The sequence below is a fragment of the Arthrobacter senegalensis genome (assembly GCF_059091765.1).
In genome coordinates, this window is the sequence record NZ_JBNHGZ010000006.1 from 26,269 (window position 1) to 42,672 (window position 16,404).

15 protein-coding genes, 1 pseudogene and 1 riboswitch are annotated in these 16,404 nt (G+C 67.2%); of the genes and pseudogenes, 10 read left to right on the forward strand and 6 right to left on the reverse strand.

Going from position 1 to position 16,404, the window contains the following annotated elements; translation table 11 throughout:
• Positions 1–38 precede the first annotated feature (38 nt).
• Together AC5RVG_RS15855 and AC5RVG_RS15860 are read left to right on the forward strand one after the other, a co-directional pair.
• Complete coding sequence (locus AC5RVG_RS15855; protein WP_494014606.1) at positions 39–902, forward strand: phosphatase PAP2 family protein; 864 nt, start codon at positions 39–41, stop codon at positions 900–902.
• 123 nt (positions 903–1,025) lie between these two features.
• Positions 1,026–1,325 (forward strand): hypothetical protein, encoded by a 300-nt coding sequence (locus AC5RVG_RS15860; RefSeq protein WP_494014607.1) that lies wholly within the window; start codon positions 1,026–1,028, stop codon positions 1,323–1,325.
• 120 nt (positions 1,326–1,445) lie between these two features.
• On the opposite strand, the gene AC5RVG_RS15865 is transcribed toward AC5RVG_RS15860, so the two are convergent.
• The 3 genes from AC5RVG_RS15865 to AC5RVG_RS15875 all read right to left on the reverse strand — a co-directional run bounded on the left by AC5RVG_RS15865 (position 1,446) and on the right by AC5RVG_RS15875 (position 3,435).
• The gene (locus tag AC5RVG_RS15865; protein ID WP_494014608.1) at positions 1,446–1,994 is read right to left on the reverse strand and encodes a DUF488 domain-containing protein; all 549 of its coding nucleotides are present in this window, start codon (positions 1,992–1,994) and stop codon (positions 1,446–1,448) included.
• A 13-nt stretch (positions 1,995–2,007) separates the two neighbouring features.
• The gene (locus AC5RVG_RS15870; protein WP_494014609.1) at positions 2,008–2,445 is read right to left on the reverse strand and encodes a LapA family protein; all 438 of its coding nucleotides are present in this window, start codon (positions 2,443–2,445) and stop codon (positions 2,008–2,010) included.
• A 195-nt stretch (positions 2,446–2,640) separates the two neighbouring features.
• Positions 2,641–3,435, reverse strand: a complete 795-nt coding sequence (locus AC5RVG_RS15875) for a hypothetical protein (RefSeq protein ID WP_494014610.1) — start codon at positions 3,433–3,435, stop codon at positions 2,641–2,643.
• 147 nt (positions 3,436–3,582) lie between these two features.
• Between AC5RVG_RS15875 and glsA the strand changes: the two genes are divergently transcribed.
• A complete protein-coding gene (gene glsA, locus AC5RVG_RS15880) occupies positions 3,583–5,397 on the forward strand; it encodes a glutaminase A (RefSeq protein WP_494014611.1) in 1,815 nt (604 codons plus the stop codon).
• Between the two features lie 4 nt (positions 5,398–5,401).
• Here the strand turns inward: glsA and AC5RVG_RS15885 are convergent, their stop codons facing one another.
• The gene (locus tag AC5RVG_RS15885; RefSeq protein WP_494014612.1) at positions 5,402–6,865 is read right to left on the reverse strand and encodes an aldehyde dehydrogenase family protein; all 1,464 of its coding nucleotides are present in this window, start codon (positions 6,863–6,865) and stop codon (positions 5,402–5,404) included.
• A gap of 300 nt (positions 6,866–7,165) precedes the next feature.
• Here AC5RVG_RS15885 and AC5RVG_RS15890 point away from each other — a divergent pair, with 300 nt between their 5' ends.
• A complete protein-coding gene (locus tag AC5RVG_RS15890) occupies positions 7,166–8,236 on the forward strand; it encodes an MBL fold metallo-hydrolase (protein ID WP_494014613.1) in 1,071 nt (356 codons plus the stop codon).
• Positions 8,233–9,594, forward strand: a complete 1,362-nt coding sequence (locus tag AC5RVG_RS15895; RefSeq protein ID WP_494001687.1) for an MFS transporter — start codon at positions 8,233–8,235, stop codon at positions 9,592–9,594. The genes AC5RVG_RS15890 and AC5RVG_RS15895 overlap by 4 nt, the downstream gene beginning before the upstream one ends.
• 75 nt (positions 9,595–9,669) lie before the next feature.
• On the opposite strand, the gene AC5RVG_RS15900 is transcribed toward AC5RVG_RS15895, so the two are convergent.
• A complete protein-coding gene (locus AC5RVG_RS15900; protein ID WP_494014614.1) occupies positions 9,670–10,602 on the reverse strand; it encodes a LysR substrate-binding domain-containing protein in 933 nt (310 codons plus the stop codon).
• 249 nt (positions 10,603–10,851) lie between these two features.
• Positions 10,852–11,016, forward strand: a riboswitch (cyclic di-AMP (ydaO/yuaA leader).
• Between the two features lie 3 nt (positions 11,017–11,019).
• Between AC5RVG_RS15900 and AC5RVG_RS15905 the strand changes: the two genes are divergently transcribed.
• The 5 genes and pseudogenes from AC5RVG_RS15905 to AC5RVG_RS15925 all read left to right on the forward strand — a co-directional run bounded on the left by AC5RVG_RS15905 (position 11,020) and on the right by AC5RVG_RS15925 (position 15,774).
• Positions 11,020–11,928, forward strand: coding sequence for a C40 family peptidase (locus tag AC5RVG_RS15905; RefSeq protein WP_494014615.1), 909 nt, complete (start codon positions 11,020–11,022; stop codon positions 11,926–11,928).
• 381 nt (positions 11,929–12,309) lie between these two features.
• On the forward strand, positions 12,310–13,830 hold the full coding sequence (locus AC5RVG_RS15910; RefSeq protein WP_494014717.1) for an MDR family MFS transporter: 1,521 nt from the start codon (positions 12,310–12,312) through the stop codon (positions 13,828–13,830).
• A gap of 295 nt (positions 13,831–14,125) precedes the next feature.
• On the forward strand, positions 14,126–14,845 hold the full coding sequence (locus tag AC5RVG_RS15915; RefSeq protein WP_494014616.1) for a DUF222 domain-containing protein: 720 nt from the start codon (positions 14,126–14,128) through the stop codon (positions 14,843–14,845).
• Between the two features lie 89 nt (positions 14,846–14,934).
• A pseudogene (locus AC5RVG_RS15920) lies at positions 14,935–15,249 on the forward strand (DUF222 domain-containing protein); the annotation flags it as partial.
• A complete protein-coding gene (locus AC5RVG_RS15925; protein ID WP_494014718.1) occupies positions 15,235–15,774 on the forward strand; it encodes an HNH endonuclease signature motif containing protein in 540 nt (179 codons plus the stop codon). The pseudogene AC5RVG_RS15920 and the gene AC5RVG_RS15925, both read left to right, overlap by 15 nt.
• A gap of 95 nt (positions 15,775–15,869) precedes the next feature.
• On the opposite strand, the gene AC5RVG_RS15930 is transcribed toward AC5RVG_RS15925, so the two are convergent.
• On the reverse strand, positions 15,870–16,253 hold the full coding sequence (locus tag AC5RVG_RS15930; protein WP_494014617.1) for a hypothetical protein: 384 nt from the start codon (positions 16,251–16,253) through the stop codon (positions 15,870–15,872).
• Between the last annotated feature and the right edge of the window lie 151 nt (positions 16,254–16,404).

A 16,404-nucleotide genomic window follows, 5' to 3' on the forward strand; every position in this document is an offset into this window, starting at 1 on the left:
GTAACGCGGTGGTGCGGCGCCGCCGCTGAGGGGGCGTAATGCCTGACGAATTCAACGACGACGCCGACGCGCCGTCCCGGCCGGTCGACGGTCAGCGCGAAGAGCGCTTCCTGGGCGGGCGGGACCTGACCCGGTGGAACACGCCACCGGGCAGGTTTTTGGCACGCGGGATGCACCGCCTCAGCAGCATCCTGGGTCCACACGCCGCGTTGATCCTCACGCTGGCCGCCGGGGCGCTGGTCGCCGTGCTGCTCACCGTCGCGTCGACCGAGATCTACGAGGCGGTGACCGACGAAGACGGCGTTGCCGAATTCGATCAGCCGGTCCTAAACGCTGCACAAACCGTCCGGTCACCCTGGCTCAATACGGCGGTGACCGCGTTCACGAACATCGGCGGGCCCATCGGCATGCCGATCCTCGCGTTGCTGGTCATGGGTATCCTGACCTTCCGCCGGCGGTCCTGGACACCAGCCATCCTGATCACCACCGCCGCCGCCGGGTCGCTGTTAATGACGGTTGCCGCCAAGCAGTTCATCGGACGGGCCCGGCCGCCCCTGCGGGAGGCGGTGCCGCCGTTCGAATATTCGGCGTCCTTTCCCAGCGGGCACTCCCTCAACGCGGTCGTCATCGCCGGCGTGGTGGCCTACCTGCTCATCCTGCGCCAAGCCAAGCGGCGGTCGAAGATCCTCACCGTCGGCGCCGCGGCCCTGTTCGCGGTAGCCATGGGATTGAGCAGGGTCTTTCTGGGCCACCACTGGTTCACCGATGTCCTGGTCGCCTGGACCCTCGGTGCCGCGTGGCTGGCGCTGGTCATCACCGCCCACCGCCTCTACCTGACCGTCTGGCACCGCGGGGGTGGCCGGGGTCCCGCCCAGAGGAGATCCCCGCCGGCGGCACCCTAGGGCGGCACCTTGGGCAGCTGCCCTCAGGCGGGTTCGACCAGGACACTAGACCAAGGTTGCCGAGCACCCCGCTGGCGGATGGGCGGGGATAGTCTGGAAGTCCCGACGTCCAAGGAGATGCCCATGAGTTCCGTCCTCCCCACCCTGCTCACCAGCACCGGCCTGCTCGGCGGTTTCAAGACCGGCCAGGCGACCAAGAACCGCCCGCTGGCCGGCGCCGTGCTGGCCGCCGCGGGAGCCGGAGCCTTCGCGATGTGGCAGCGCAACGCCGGCACCGGGCGGGCGGCGGCACTGACCGGTGGCTATCTGGCGGCCTTTGGCTTGTCCCATCCGCTGGCCAAGAAGATCGGCGCCTGGCCGGCGGTGTATACGGTGACGGCGGCGACGGCGCTGGCTTCGCTGGTCTTCGGCCGCAAGCGCTGACCCCCACCGGCGCGCGGGCCGCCGAGGCTCTATTCCGGAGCCGCGGCTCGGTTCCCCGGCGCCGTGGTTTATTGCGTACGACTGCGCTCGGTTCCCGAACGGTGGTTTATCGCCCGGGCGTCATGCCGCCGGCAGGTCCCAGTACAACCGGCCGGCTTCGGTTCGCGCACCCGCCGCCGGTTCGTGCAAAGATTTCTTGCCGCCGGGCAGCAGGTGCACTACCTCGAAGGCGTGCAGCAGCACCAGGACGTCCGAGATGATCCGGCGGTGGCAGCGCCACCACACGCTCTCGCTGCACATGATCGCCACGTCGGCGGCCTCGGCGTCGGTCAGCAGGCGTGCCAGTCCGTTGGCGAATTCCGGGGTGCGGGTGTAGGCGGCATAGGCCCGGAACGCAGCGACTTGCCACCAACTGTCCGGCTCCGGCTCGCCGGCGGGAATCCGCCGTCGGCCGCCCAACTCTTCTTCCCAGCGGTAGCCGAGGCCCGCGGTCGGAAGCCATTCGGTGAGCGCGTCGCGACCCATGTCCGGATGCTTGCGGCTGCCCGGGAACCGGCGGACATCGACGACCTTTTGCACGCCGGCGCCGTGGAGCAGTTCGGCCAGCTCTTCGGGCGTGCTGGTGCCGTGACCGACCGTGAACAGCCGGCGATGTACGTCCTGTGCCATCTGCGAATCCGAATTAACGCGGGGCCGAACCGTTCTTGCGGCTCACGCGGGTGCGGTAGCGCAGCTGGATGATGCGGGCTGCCCCGGCGGCGGCGACGAAGATTCCCCCGGCGACCGACGCCACGAACAGCGCCAGCCCCAGTGCGACTTGCCCCTCGAAGCCGAAATAGCGCAGCAGGACCTGGTCCTGGTTCTGCGCGATGAACACAATCAGCAGCACCAGCAGGAGCAGCGCAACGACCACCGACGTCCAGATCATCCCCAGCCGGGTGCCTTGTTGCCTCGCCTCGCGCCCGTCAAGCGCGTCCCGGCCTGTCCCGCCGGTTTTGGGCCCAAGATCGCCGGATGCCCCCTGGCCGGAGCCACCGGACGGCCCCGCTCCCGATCGGCCGGTGTGGGTACCCCCGGCCTCGGCTCCGTCCCGTCCCGTGCCCTGCGGATTGGAAGTCATTGCTGTCCTGCCTTTCGCCGCGGCGCCTTTTCCCTCAGCGTAGACGATGCATCAGCGCAGCAACACCGGCGTCAAACCGCAAACACGTCGTGCGCCACGACTTCGTGCACTTCGATCTGCCCACCTGGAAACTTCCAGTCATCAGGGGACGGCCTGCCGCACGGCCGCCCATTCAAGTTCCGTTGCCGGCCCTTGCTACTCCGCGAGGTTGCTGCGCAACAACTTGAAAAAGCGCTTCTGGTAGTCCGGCCATTCGTCGCTCACCAGGACGCGTTCAATCCCCTGCCGGACCCACTCGGCGTCCCAGTAGCCCAGCTTCACCAACTGCGGCAGCAGAACCGCCAGCTTGCGGTTCTCCGAGGGATTGCCCTCATCGAACTGCATGGCGCTGGCACCTTTGATTCCCGGTACGTGGAACAGTTCCTTGAGCGTCACGTCGATTAATCCCGGCCGCGCCCGCAGGAACTTGAGAAAGTCGATGGCTTCAACCTGCGTCTGGCTCAACAGCAGGAGCATCGCACCTCGGTGCGCCGGGGCCGGCACGAGGCCGTCGCGGACCCAGTCGAACATCGCGTCAATACCGCGGTTGCGGTCCCAGCCTTTGGGATTGCGCAGATAGCGGGCAGCCCATGCCTCGACGAACAGGTCAAGGTGGCCCGGAAACAACACCGGCGGCACGTCGCGCGCAACTTTGAAGTCGGTGTAGGACAGGTCGGCGGACCGCTCGGCGCCGATGCAGGCCATGTGGGCGATGTCCGCGGCGGCCCAATGGTCGGGCTTCAGCGGGCCCTGCCACCACCCGTCCGGCGAGCGCTCGCCGGTCGGCTCTGCCGAGACCACCGTCCGGAACCTCCGGACCATCGACTTCTGGCGCCGCTTTTCGCTGTCCGGCATGGCTGCCGCATAGCCAAGGACCCCGGCGCGATCACCGGCGCCCAGCAAGTCGAACAGCGGGTTGTCGGCGGCCGGCACCGGCCCGGAATCGGTCATACCGCCAATCTAACCCGGCGGGCCCCGCAGCCCGGCTTTCCGGCATGATCGGCACCTCGGCGGCCCGCTCGCCGGGCATGGCCCGTGGTGCCGGGCCTGGGCCTGCCCCGTTGGTTGTACGTTCCTGCCACCCCATAGGCTGGCATCATGGACTCCCCTATCCAAAGCTATCTCCGCGCCCTGCACGCCGAGCTCGCCGGCCTCAAGGACGGCAAGCCGTACGGCGGGATTCCCGCGATGGCCGGCGCGGACCCGGACAACTTCGCCATCTGCCTGGCCACCGTGGACGGCTATGTGTACGAGGTCGGCGATTCGAACGAAGAGTTCACCATCCAGTCCATTTCCAAGCCCTTCACGTACGGGCTCGCGCTCTCCGACCTCGGCCTCGGCGCCGTGGACCAGAAGGTGGACGTGGAGCCGTCGGGCAACGCCTTCAACGAGATCTCCCTGGCTCCGGGCACCGGCCGCCCGGCCAACGCGATGATCAATGCCGGGGCACTGACCGCCACCTCCCTGATCAAGGGCAGCGGCGGCAAGACCGGTTTCCGCCGCATCCTCGAGCACTATTCCGCCTTCGCCGGCCGCGAACTGTCGGTCAGCGAACGCACGTTCCAGTCGGAGGCGCGGCACGGCTACCGCAACCGGGCGCTGGCCCACCTGCTGCGCTCCTTCGAGATCATCGAGCAGGATCCGGACCCGGTGGCCGAGGACTACTTCCGGCAATGCTCGGTGCTCGTCACCTGCCGCGATCTCTCGGTCATGGCGGCCACCCTGGCCAACGGCGGCACCAACCCGCTCACCGGAAAACAGGTGCTGGACCTGGAGGTGGAGGAACGGGTCCTCTCCGTGATGGCTACCTGCGGCATGTACGACGACGCCGGTGCCTGGCTCTCGGACGTGGGCATGCCGGCAAAGTCCGGGGTCGGCGGCGGCTTGCTCGCGGTGCTGCCGGGCCAGTTGGGCCTGGCCGTTTATTCGCCGCCGCTGGACGACCACGGCAGCAGCGTGCGCGGCGTGGCGGCCAGCCGGCGGATCTCGCACGACATGGGGCTGCACTTCGTCCGGGCCGCGCGCACCGGCCGCAACGCCATCCGCGCCAGCTACGACATCACCGACGCCCCGTCAGGGATCCGCCGCAACGACGAGGCCGCCGAGGTGCTGCGCGCCAACGGGCACCGCGCCCGCGTCATCGAGCTGAACGGCGACCTGCTGTTCGCCGGCACGGAATCCATGGTGCGCGAGGTCAGCGACCTGGACGATTCGGTGGAACTCGTCATCCTGGACATGCGCCGGGTGGACGAAACCGCCCCGGTCGCCCTGGACATGCTGGAGCAGCTTCGCGCCTCGCTCGCGGACGCCGGGCGCGAACTGGTGATGATCGACGGCGAGGGCGCCCTGGCGCAGCGGTTCGAGGAATCCGGGCGGCCGGTGCCGTCGTTCGCCACCCGCAGCACCGCCGTCGAATTCGCCGAAAACCGGCTGATCGCCGGATACGGCGATCAGCTCTGTATGCCCGCCACCGTGGATGTGGCCGACTCCCCTGCGCTCAGCCCGCTCGACCGGGAGGACTCCGCCGCGCTCGCGGAGCTGATGGAAGAGCGCAGCTATGACGACGGCGAGCTCATCCGCCGGGTTGGCCAGCGCTTCGCCGGCGTCTATTTCATCCTGTCCGGCCGCGTCACCACCACCTCCACCGGGCCGGAGAACATCAGGGTCAAACTCACCACCCTCAGCGCCGGCATGACGTTCGGCGAAATGGCGCTGGGCAGCGCGGACCGGCAGGAAACCACCGTGCGCGCCGACGGTCCCGTTCGGGTCAAGCTCCTCCCGGCCGAAACCATGAGCCGGCTGGAGAGCGAAAACCCGCGCCTCGCCGTCGAACTCTGGAAAGCCCTGACCCGCGACGCGTACGCGCACGTGGACCGCTACATGCGCGAAACGGCCGTCCGCATCCGCGACTGACGGCTTAGAACGGGTACTGCGCGTGCCCGTTCTGCTGGATGGTGATCCAGCGCTCCTCGGTGAACGAATTGATGCCGGCCTGCCCGCCGAACTTGCCGTAGCCCGACTCTTGGATGCCGCCGAACGGTGCCATCGGTTCATCCAGCACCGGCTGGTCGTTGACGTGGCCGATGCCGGTCTTGAGCCGCTGCGCGACCTCGATGCCCTCGGCCAGGTTCTCCGTGATGACACCGGAGGTCAGGCCGTAGTGCGTGTCGTTCGCCAGCTTCACCGCCTGTTCCGGGCCGTCCACCTCCATCACCGTGGTCGCCGAACCGAAGATCTCCTCGTCGTAGATCCGCATCTCCTCGGTGATCCCGGAGAGCACCGTCGCGGGCACCACGGCCTGGGCAGCCTTCCCGCCGCCGGCCAACACCGTGGCACCCTTGGACACGGCGTCGTCGATCAATGCATACTGCCGGTCCGCCGCGGCCTGCGTGACCTGCGGGCCAATCACCGTGTCCTGCTTCATCGGGTCCCCGGTGGGCAGCGTGGCGACCTTCTCCGCGAAGCGGCTCGAGAACTCCTCGGAAATGCTGCGGTCTACGATCACGCGATCCACGGACATGCAGATCTGCCCGGCGTTCATGAACGACCCGAAGGTCGCCGCCTGCACGGCGTAGTCGACGTCGGCATCCTTGAGCACCACCAGGGAGTTCTTGCCGCCGAGCTCAAGCACCGCAGGCTTCAGGTTCTGCGCCGCCAGCGTGCCGACGATGCGTCCCACCTTGGTGGAACCGGTGAAGTTCACGTTGCGCACGCGGGGGTCGGAGATCAGGGTGCTCACCACCTCGTTCGCGTCCGCCCGGTCATTCGTGATGACGTTCAGCACTCCGGCGGGCAGGCCCGCATCCAGCAACGCGTCCGCGAGGAACAGGCCGCAGGAAAGCGGCGCGTCCTCGCTGGGCTTGAGCACCACGGTGTTTCCCACGGCCATCGGGATGGCCATGGCCCGCATGCCCAGGATGAAGGGCGCGTTCCAGGGAGACAACGCCGCCACCACCCCGTAGGGCTGCCGGACGGAGAACGAGAATTTGCCGGGCAGGTCGGTGGCCAGCACGTCGCCGCGCGGCGCGGTGGTGGCCGCGGCGGCCGAGCGCAGGATGTTGGCGGCCAACTGGACGTTGAACCCGGCCCAGACCGCCACGCCGCCCACCTCGCCGGCCATCAGCTCGATGCCCTGCTGCATCCGTTCTTCGAACAAATCCGCAGCTTTCAGAAAAATCTTTGCCCGCTGGGTGGGAGGCGTAGCGGCCCAATCGTCGAAGGCCGCCGACGCCGCGTCGACCGCTCGCGTGACATCTTCCGGCCCGGCGGCAGCGACGGTCGCGAAGGGTTCGCCCGTGTAGGGGCCGATGTCCTCGGTGGTCTTGCCGGAGGCTGCCGGGACGTGCTCGCCGTTGATGATCAACTCACGCGTGATGGGCATGGCGCTCATTCCTTTCCGAAGTGGCTGGGCCACGCCGCCGGCCACAGCCGAAGCGCCGGCCGTCCCCGCGGCCCGGATAAGGCGGAGCCTACTCCCGCCGCCGTGCCCGGACAATGGCACGAACGCGGATGAGGATCGCCGACAGAGGATCGCCGGCAGCCGAACGGGTCGGCCACGTTATAAGTGAAACCGTTTAAGTAGGTCGGTTATTACCGTTTTACGAAAGTGTTTGTGAGCCGCATCATGGGATTCAGGTTCCGCCGGTACCACAGGCGGAAAGACTTCCGAGGAGCTCGACCCATGACCCATTCCCTCAAGCCGCACGTCGTCACGCTGGGCACCGCGGGCGGTCCCCGCTGGTGGACCGGTGAGAATGCAGGCCGCCGGACCGGCATCGCCACCGCCGTCGTCGTCGGCGATGCCGTCTATCTGGTGGACGCCGGCAACGGCGTCGGACGCCAGCTGATGAAAGCAGGCCTGCAGGTTTCGTCGTTGCGCGGGATTTTCCTGACCCACCTGCATTCCGACCACACGATCGATCTGGCCGGGCTGGCCATCTTCGGGCTGTTCACCCTCACGCCCGGACAGCGGAGCATCCGCATCCTGGGACCCGGCGACCGGGGAGAATTGCCGCCGGCTTCACCCCGCGCCACGGTTCCGCCGTCGCCCGTTTTCCCGCAATTGCCGACGCCGGGCACCCGGGACATGTTCCACCACCTGATGCAGGCGTACGCCACCGACCTCAACGACCGGGTCATCGACGCCCTGCGCCCCTCGCCGCTGGACTATTTCGTGGCCGAAGACATTGTGGTCCCCGACGCGATCGGCTACCACCCGAACCAGAACCCGACGCCGGCCGGCATGGAGCCGTTCGAGATCTACCGCGATGAACTGGTCACCGTGACAGCCACCCTGGTGGAGCACCCGCCCGTAGCACCCGCCTTCGCCTTCCGGTTCGACACGGCCGAAGGGTCGGTCACGATCTCGGGCGACACCGCCCCCTGCCAGAACCTGGTGCGGCTGGCCCGCGGCACCGACCTGCTCCTGCACGAGGCCATCGACTTCGACTGGGTGCAGCGAGCGTACGGCAGCATCGATTCCGACGAAGCCCGGGCCTCAATCGACCACCACCGCAGGTCCCACACCTCGCCGCAGGACGCCATCGCGATCGCGCGGCAGGCCGGCGCCCGCACCTTGGCGCTGCACCACCTGGTGCCGGGAACCACGCCGGACGCGGTCTGGCAGGCACACGGCAAGGACTTCAGCGGCACGTTCCTGATCCCCGACGATCTGGACGTTATCTCCTTCTCTTCCAGCGACCCGGAATCCACCGGAGTCGCCGATCATGACGAAATGGCGGTTGCACCATGAGCAATAACACGACGACGGCGTCGGCCCCTGCGGCGAACGACAGGCAGCCCGGGGACCTGAAGGTCCCCAGCCTCAACACCCCGGAGATGCGGCGCATCCTGGCGTCCAGCTTCCTGGGCAGTGCCATCGAATTCTACGATTTCATCCTCTACGCCACCGCGGCGGCGCTGGTTTTCAACACGGTGTTCTTCGTGAACCTGGACCCCGCGGTGGGGATCTTCGCCTCCTTCGCCACGCTGGCGGTCGGCTACATCGCCCGGCCGCTCGGCGGGATCATCTTCGGCCACTTCGGTGACCGGCTGGGGCGCAAGGGCGTGCTGATCACCTCCATGGTGCTCATGGGCGTGGCGACTACCCTGATCGGCCTGCTGCCGACCACGGCGCAGATAGGCATGGCCGCTCCGTTGGCGCTGATTGTCCTGCGCATCGTCCAAGGCTTGGCCGTCGGGGGCGAGTGGGGCGGTGCCATGCTGATGGGCCTGGAACACGCACCGAAGGAACGCCGCGGGTTCGCGGCCAGTTTCGCCAACATGGGAGGTCCCGCCGGTGCGGTGTTGGCCACCCTGGCGGTTTCGGCCGTGTCCGTGCTGCCGGACGAGCAGTTCCTGACTTGGGGCTGGCGGCTGCCGTTCCTGATCAGCATCGTCCTGGTGGGCATTGGCCTGATCGTTCGCCTCAAGGTCGCCGAGTCCCCGCTGTTCCTTGCGCTGGAGGACAAGGCCGAGGAGAAAAAGATCCCGATTCTCGAGGTGCTGACGAAGTACCCGAAGAACGTGATCATGGGCACGCTGGTGGGGATGAGCTCCTACACCGTCCAAGGCCTGATGACCGTCTGGGCCATCTCCTATGTGGTGGACGAGGTCGGCCTGGACCGGACGAGCGTCCTCAACGTCAAAGCGTTGGGCGCGGCGCTGACCGTCGTCGCCATCTGGTTTGCGGCCCGGCACAGCGACAAGCTCGGCCGCCGGCCCGTGATGCTGATCGGCATCACCGCCGGTGCGGTACTGGCCTTCCCCATCATGTGGATGCTGGAGCTCGGGACGCTGTGGCTGTTCGCGATCGGGCTGTTCCTGGCCAACGGAGTCATCCAGGGCACGATCTTCGGACCGTTCGGGGCGTTCACCGCCGAGCTGTTCCCGACCCGGATGCGCTACACCGGCGCCTCGCTGGTCTACCAGCTCTCCTCGACGCTGGGCGCAGGTTTTACCCCCATGATCGCCAGCGGGCTGGTGCTGGCGGCCGGCGGCGAGCTGTGGCTGGTGGCGACAGTCTGGGCCGGCGCGTTCGTCCTCGCAGGGCTGTGCATCTTGGCGATCAAGGAAGGAAAGGACCAGGACCTGACCGCGGAGAACATGTAGTTCCTCCAGCCGTGCCGTAACGGGCATGCGGCGGCCGTTGCCCAAGGCAGCGGCCGCCGTCGCGGTTAAGCGGGATCACGCCGTCGTGTGCTCATCCCAGCCGCTCGCCGCAGCGCCGCCGACCTCTGCGCAAAAATCCAGGAATGCCCGCAGCCTGAGGCTGGGCCGGGTGACGCTGGCGTAGGCCACACAGATGTCGCTGTGACCGACCGGCCCGTCGATTTCCACCGTGGCCAGGGGAAGCCCGTCGTAGCTGTGATTGCCCGGCGGCCGCTGCACCAGCACGGTGTAGCCGAGGCCGCGCGCCACCATGCCCCGCACCGCCTCAAAACTTGACGAACGCCAGGCAATCTTCGGATCCAGCCCGGACAACCGCAGATTGACCAACTGGTTATCGCGCACGGTGGGGATGTCCAGCGAGACGAAGTCCTCTTCGGCCAGCTCGGCGAGCCGGACGCTTTTGCGCGAAGCCAGCGGGTGGCTTGCAGCCAGCAGGACGTAGGGCCGGCCTTCCTTGACGGTGCGGGCCTGCACGCCGGGCAAGAGGTGCCGCGTATGGGTCAGCACCGCGTCCAGATAGCCCTCTTGCATCCGGTGCTGCAGCTCGGCGGCCTCGCCTTCCTCCATGGTCACGGTGAGGCGCGGATGCGGCTTGATGAACCGTTCGCTGATCACCGGCACCCAGAAGGCGGACAGGGTGCTGTAACAGCCGATGGCCAGCGGGCCGACCAACCCCTGCTGGCGCTCGATGATGCTGTTCTGCACGTCGTCGGCGTGCCGGACCAGGCTCCGGACGTCCCGCAGGAATTGCTGCCCGACGCCGGTCAGGGCGATTCCGCGGGACCGGTGCCGCACCATCAGCTGCGCGCCGACGATCCGCTCCAGCTCGGTCAGCGCTTGGGACATCGCCGCCTGAGAGATGTGGCTGGCGGCCGCGGCGGCCGAGATTGAGCCGTGGTCAGCGACTGCAACAAAGTACTGAAGCTGTTTAAGCGTGAAGTCCACCACTCTGCCAGCGTACAAGTTAGCCCGCAGCGACTGCTTAATCGGCCGATTGTTGCGCCCGATGTACCGTGACGGACGCGTGCAACGGCCGCCTGGGGGTTGCTCGCTCCTGACCGAAAGATGGCTCTCAGGTTATCCACAGGTAAATTTCAGGGCTTGGACAGTTACCGAACCGTTATGTAATGTTTTCAGCACGTCGGCGATCATGCGCCGATGTCCTCGGAGGGTATTGCCTAGCTCTGCCAGCCTTTCCGAGTTCGTTCGCTAGACATCTGGCAGAGGCGGGGGACCCACATTCCGGGCCCCTCTTGGGGCTCTTGGGGTTAAGTCGTACGGAGTGCTTACCGCGCTGCCGCACGGCCGGGTGACTCCCACCCGAACCCGACAGCTTACCTCGCAGGCATTGGGAGAGGTATCTTCTTGCTGCTCAAAAACAATCGCGCACGCCACCGTGCCACCCCGGTCCGCAACACCACCGTGGCCGGTCTGTCCCAGGCTGTCTCGTCCCGCGCCGGAACCGTCGGCCGCGGCGCCGCCGTCGTTACCGCCGCCGGTGGCCTGATGCTGGGTGCCGGCCTGCCGGCCAATGCCGCCGCCGATGTCACGGTCCCGACCTACGGCGCTGCCAATGCAACGGACACCGTTGCCGCTCCGGCCAACGCCGGCTTCGAGGTGGAGCGCGCTTCCGTTACCAGCTCGGCCGCCGACGCCGGTGCCGCTACCGGTGCCACCACGCACACCGTGGTCGCGGGCGACACGGTGGGCACGATTGCCGCCCAGTACGGCAAGAATGTGCAGGACGTGCTGGCCATCAACGGCCTGGGCGCGTACTCCATCATCTACCCGGGCGACCAGATCGCGCTGACCGGGTCCGTCCAGTCCGGTGGCGGACAGGCAGCGCAGGGCGGCGGCGGAGCCGCCACGACCCTGGCTGCGTCGACCGACGCCGCGACTGTCTCGCTGGCCAGCGCCGACATCAAGCCGGCCTCCACCGGTGGCAACCAGAGCATCGTGGACATCGCCCTGTCCGCCCAGGGCACGCCCTACGTCTGGGGCGGCACCTCCACGGCCGGCTGGGACTGCTCCGGCTTCACCCAGTGGGTATACGCCCAGGCCGGCGTGGACCTCCCCCGCCTCAGCCAGCACCAGGGCGGCGCCCTGACCCCGACCAGCAACCCGCAGCCGGGCGACCTGGTGGTGCAGAACGGCGGCGGCCACGTGGGCATCTACCTGGGCGGCGGCAAAATGATCAGCGCACTGAACCCGAGCCAGGGCACCATGGTGCACGACGTGAACGCCATGCCCGTTACCGGTTACTACACGATGTAACCACCCCTAAAACTCCTGGACCGGCTATTCCCCCAACGGCCGGTCCGGGATCACAGGGAAGCCTCGTCGGCCTTGCGCCGGCGGGGCTTCTCCTCTTTTAACCCGTAAGCGCGACTTTCCCTCCACTTTAACTACGCGGCGGGAGTCCTCTTGAAGGGGACGGGTGGGGGAACCATTTGGCGCGCCCCCCCTCCCCCGCAGGAGGCGGTTGCCGCCCGGCGGCGAGCACCGGCGTCGTGTTTATTCGAGGTTGACCGCCGGGAATAGGAGTCAGCGGGGGCAGGTTAAGCTGTTACTCCGCCTGCGCCCGGCGATCTTGGGCTGTTCCGGCCGCCCCCAACAGCACGATTTCCACTCGAGGATCTTCCCGTGAATAAAGAAATGTCGACGAACAGAGCCTCGGCACGGCCCGGGTCTGCCACGGGCAGCGGGCTGACGGCTGATGAGACGCGCCGGAACCGGCGCGTGATTGGCATCCTGTTGGTCTCTGCGTTCGTGGTGATCCTGAACGAGACCATCATGTCCGTGGCGCTGACCGAGCTGATGGACGACCTGGGCATCAGCGCCCGCGCGGCGCAGTGGCTGACCACGGCGTTCATGCTGGCGATGGCCGTGGTCATCCCGGTGACCGGATTCCTCCTGCAGCGTTTCACCACGCGCCAAGTTTTCACCGCTTCGATGGCGCTGTTCTCCGCGGGAACGCTGCTGGCCGCGCTGGCTCCGGGGTTCGAGGTGCTGCTGGTGGCCCGCGTGGTCCAGGCGTCGGGCACCGCGATCATGATGCCGCTGCTGATGACCACGCTGATGAACCTGGTGCCGGCCGAGGACCGCGGCAAAACGATGGGCAACGTCTCGATTGTCATATCGGTGGCGCCGGCCATCGGCCCGACCATCTCCGGCATCATCCTCAACACCTTGTCCTGGCGCTGGATGTTCTGGCTGGTGCTGCCGATCGCGCTGGCCATGCTGGTGGTGGGCAACCGGCGGATCCAGAACGTGACCGAGCCTCGGCCGGTGCCGCTGGACCTGCCGTCCGTGGCCCTCTCCGCCATCGGCTTCGGCGGGCTGATCTACGGCCTCAGCCAGGTCGGCGCGGGGCACGGAACAACGACGGCGGGGCCGGGCACGGGTGCCGCCATGTGGGTTGCGTTTGCGGCCGGCGGCGTGGGGCTGCTGGTATTCCTGCTCCGTCAGGTTCGGCTGCAGCGCTCGGACAGGGCGTTACTGGACCTGCGGACCTTCCACTCCGGCAACTTCTCCGTGTCCGTCGGGCTGATGGCTGTCAGCATGGCCGCACTGTTCGGCACCATCATTTTGCTCCCTATATATATGCAGCAGGTCCTGGGGCTCGAGCCGCTGCAGATCGGGCTGATGCTTCTGCCGGGCGGGCTGTTGATGGGCCTGCTGGCCCCGGCCGTCGGGCGGCTCTATGACAGGTTCGGCCCGAGGGTGCTGCTGGTGCCGGGAACGGCGGTAGTCAGCGCCGTGCTCTGGTTCTTCTCCACGGTCAGCGAGGACACCGCCCCGCTGACGCTGCTGGCGGCGCACATCGTGCTCAGCGTCGGCCTGGCGCTGCTGTTCACGCCGCTGTTTTCCGCTGGTCTCGGGTCGGTGCGGCGGCAACTGTACTCGCACGGAAGCGCCGTCATCGGCACGGTGCAGCAAGTGGCCGGGGCAGCGGGCACCGCCATGTTCGTCACCGTCATGTCCATGCAGGCGGCCGTTCTTTCCGCCGAAGGTGCGGCAACGACGACGGCGGTGGCAGGCGGAGTGCGGATGGCTTTCCTGGCCGGGGCCCTCATCTCCATCGTGGCCGTGGCGGCGGCGTTCTTCATCCTGAAACCGGTAGAGGAGCCCGCCGGCGAGCCGGCTTCAGTGGAGGGCGCGCCGGTCGCCCGCTGACGGCGGGGTTCGGGTGGGATTTGAACGCTTGGCTTTCGCCGCCGCCGCCCGTGCCTGAGCACCCATCCACTTCTTCTCCACAGCCAGCCCCGTGTGCTTGCTCATCCACATGCCGACCCTTGGTTCTCCTACCCTGTTCGCGGGCTTCATGGGCTGTATCTATGGCGATCGAGGTGCTGGATGAGGCTGCGGGGGCAGGGCAGGACGATTCCGTCCTGCTGGCCCGGGTCCGCGCCGAGGTCAGCGAACTGAATAATCGCCTTGGAACGACGGGCTGACACGCAGTACCAAGTCGGTGGCCCGGACGGCGGCAGAGGTTGAAGAGCTGGCCAACATTGTTGGTCAAACCCAGCTGATTCTGGCGGGCATCATCAAAGAGCAAAACATCGCCGCCGTTGGGGATACAGACAAGCCGCATGACCCCGAGGCACCGAATCATCGTATGCGCGGCGCCTACAAATCGAACGAAGACTATCTGCGGGCGAAGTTGGGCATTGCACGGCAGGAGGCTGCACGACGCTTCCAACTCGCGGAAGCCACCGAAGTCCGCCCGGCGCCCCCGGGTAAGCCTGTTGTGTCGCCCAGGCTGCCGGTGCTCGCCCGTGCAATGGATGATGGAATGGTCTCCGGTCAGGCCGCAACTCTGATCCGACGGGCTGTCGATGGGCTGCGGCGCACCGCCGAGCCGGAGCAGCTCCGCAAAATGGAAGAGGCACTGGTTCAGCATGCCTCCGATTACGACACCGACTCGCTCAGGCTGCTGATCCGGTATTGGGAAGGCGGCCTCAACCCTGCCGGCGCCGATCTCGGGACAGCCGAGCTCAAAGCACGCCAGGGCCTGTTCTATCGCGGGCGGCGCAATGGCCTGCATTGCTACGAAATCAACGCCACCGACGAACAGAATGAAGTTCTTGCAACCGTCTACAACACCGCCACCAACCCTCGTTTGAGGGAGAGGACGGCCACGGCCGGGGCAGTCGGATTTGACGCGGTTGAAGATGCGGCCCCCGGTTAAACGGCGCTTCCGGCGACGACGACGAGGTCTTAACCCCGGACACGGATGCTCGAGACAGCGGAGCGGATGCTTTAGTTGATGCGACGGTAGAGGACGGGCGTACCCGGCAGCAGAAGCAGCTCGACGGCCTCATTGGTGCCTGCAAAATCGCTCTCACCACGGATCTTCTACCAGCCACCGGCGGTCGACGGCCGCAGCTGCTGGTCACCATCGACTACAAGGACTTGGCCTCCGAATTCGGACGTCCGGGAACCAGCATCTTCTCCGGGCCGCTGAGCGCCAAGGCAATACGGCGGATAGCTTGCGATGCCGACATCATCCCGGTGATCCTCTCCGGCACGGGTGCGGTTCTGGATGTCGGCCAGTCCCAGCGGTTGTTTCCGAAGTACATGCGGCTGGCAATCATCGCCAGGGATGGAGGTTGTGCCTTCCCCGGCTGTACTGCGCCCTCGCCCTGGACCGAAGTGCATCACATCCAGTGGTTTGAGAAGGGTGGTCCCACCTCGGTCGACAATGGCGTCTTGGTCTCCGGTCACCACCACCATTTGCTGCATCAGGGAGATTGGCGGGTCACCGTGAGCAAGGGCGTGCCTTGGTTCCTACCGCCGCTCAGCGTCGACCCGGCTCAAAGGCCGCTCCGAAACCACGTGTGGTTGAAAGACGCGCCGCTGCCCGAACGCCTGCCGGAGCCGGCCGAAGTAGGTTCAGAACCCTGTCAGTCCGGCAGCCCTCCCCCGGACGGAGGCCCATTAGACCCTGACGCGACGGTCCGCAGGACGCCGTTCGGCCACTTAGGTCCGCCGAAGGTCCCGATGCAGTCGGAACTCGATATCGGGACGGACAGCGCCGCGGGGGTCACCGCGCCGCCCGGCAGAAGTTCCAGCCCCTTCGATGGTTGGCCGGCCCAGCCTGAAACGCCGCCGTTCTGAAAGCGGCGTTGCCGCCGGACTCGGCTGCCCTGGCGCCCCACAGGCTTTCCCATTCCGCGCAAGAGCGGTTTGGGAGTGGCCAGTTGTTTGCCTAATTACCGAGCGCCGTTGTTGTCGCAGGCTTGCTGCATGGAGGCCAGGGCATCGGCCGGAATCTGGTCGCCGGACTCGGCGATCTGCGACATCGGCCCCGTGATCTCGGCGGGAACACCGGCTGCGTCGGCGGCAGAAACCAGACCAGCGAGCATCTCCTGTTCCTTTGCACCGATGCTGCCGTCCTGAATCGGAGCACACACCTGCTTGACTGCTTCCCCGACCGCTGCGTTGGCCAAGTTGGACGCGGCTTGGTTCACGGCCTCGGAAGCGGAATTAGCGGCCTGGTCGACGGCGTCGGAGGCGGCCTGTTCAACCTGAGCGCAGCCGGTGGCAAGCAGGGCGACGAGTGGCAGCATGAGCAAGGCGGAGTATCGGCGAATCACCCTGCAACATTACTATGCCGCGGTAGCGTTCCCGATAACGCGTCGGCGGCGCCGGGCCGTGCCTGGCGGTCCGGCGATAACGCGCCGGCGGCGATGAGCCTTGCCTGGCGGTCCGCCGTGAACTCGCCGGCCGCGACGGGCCGTCCCTGTG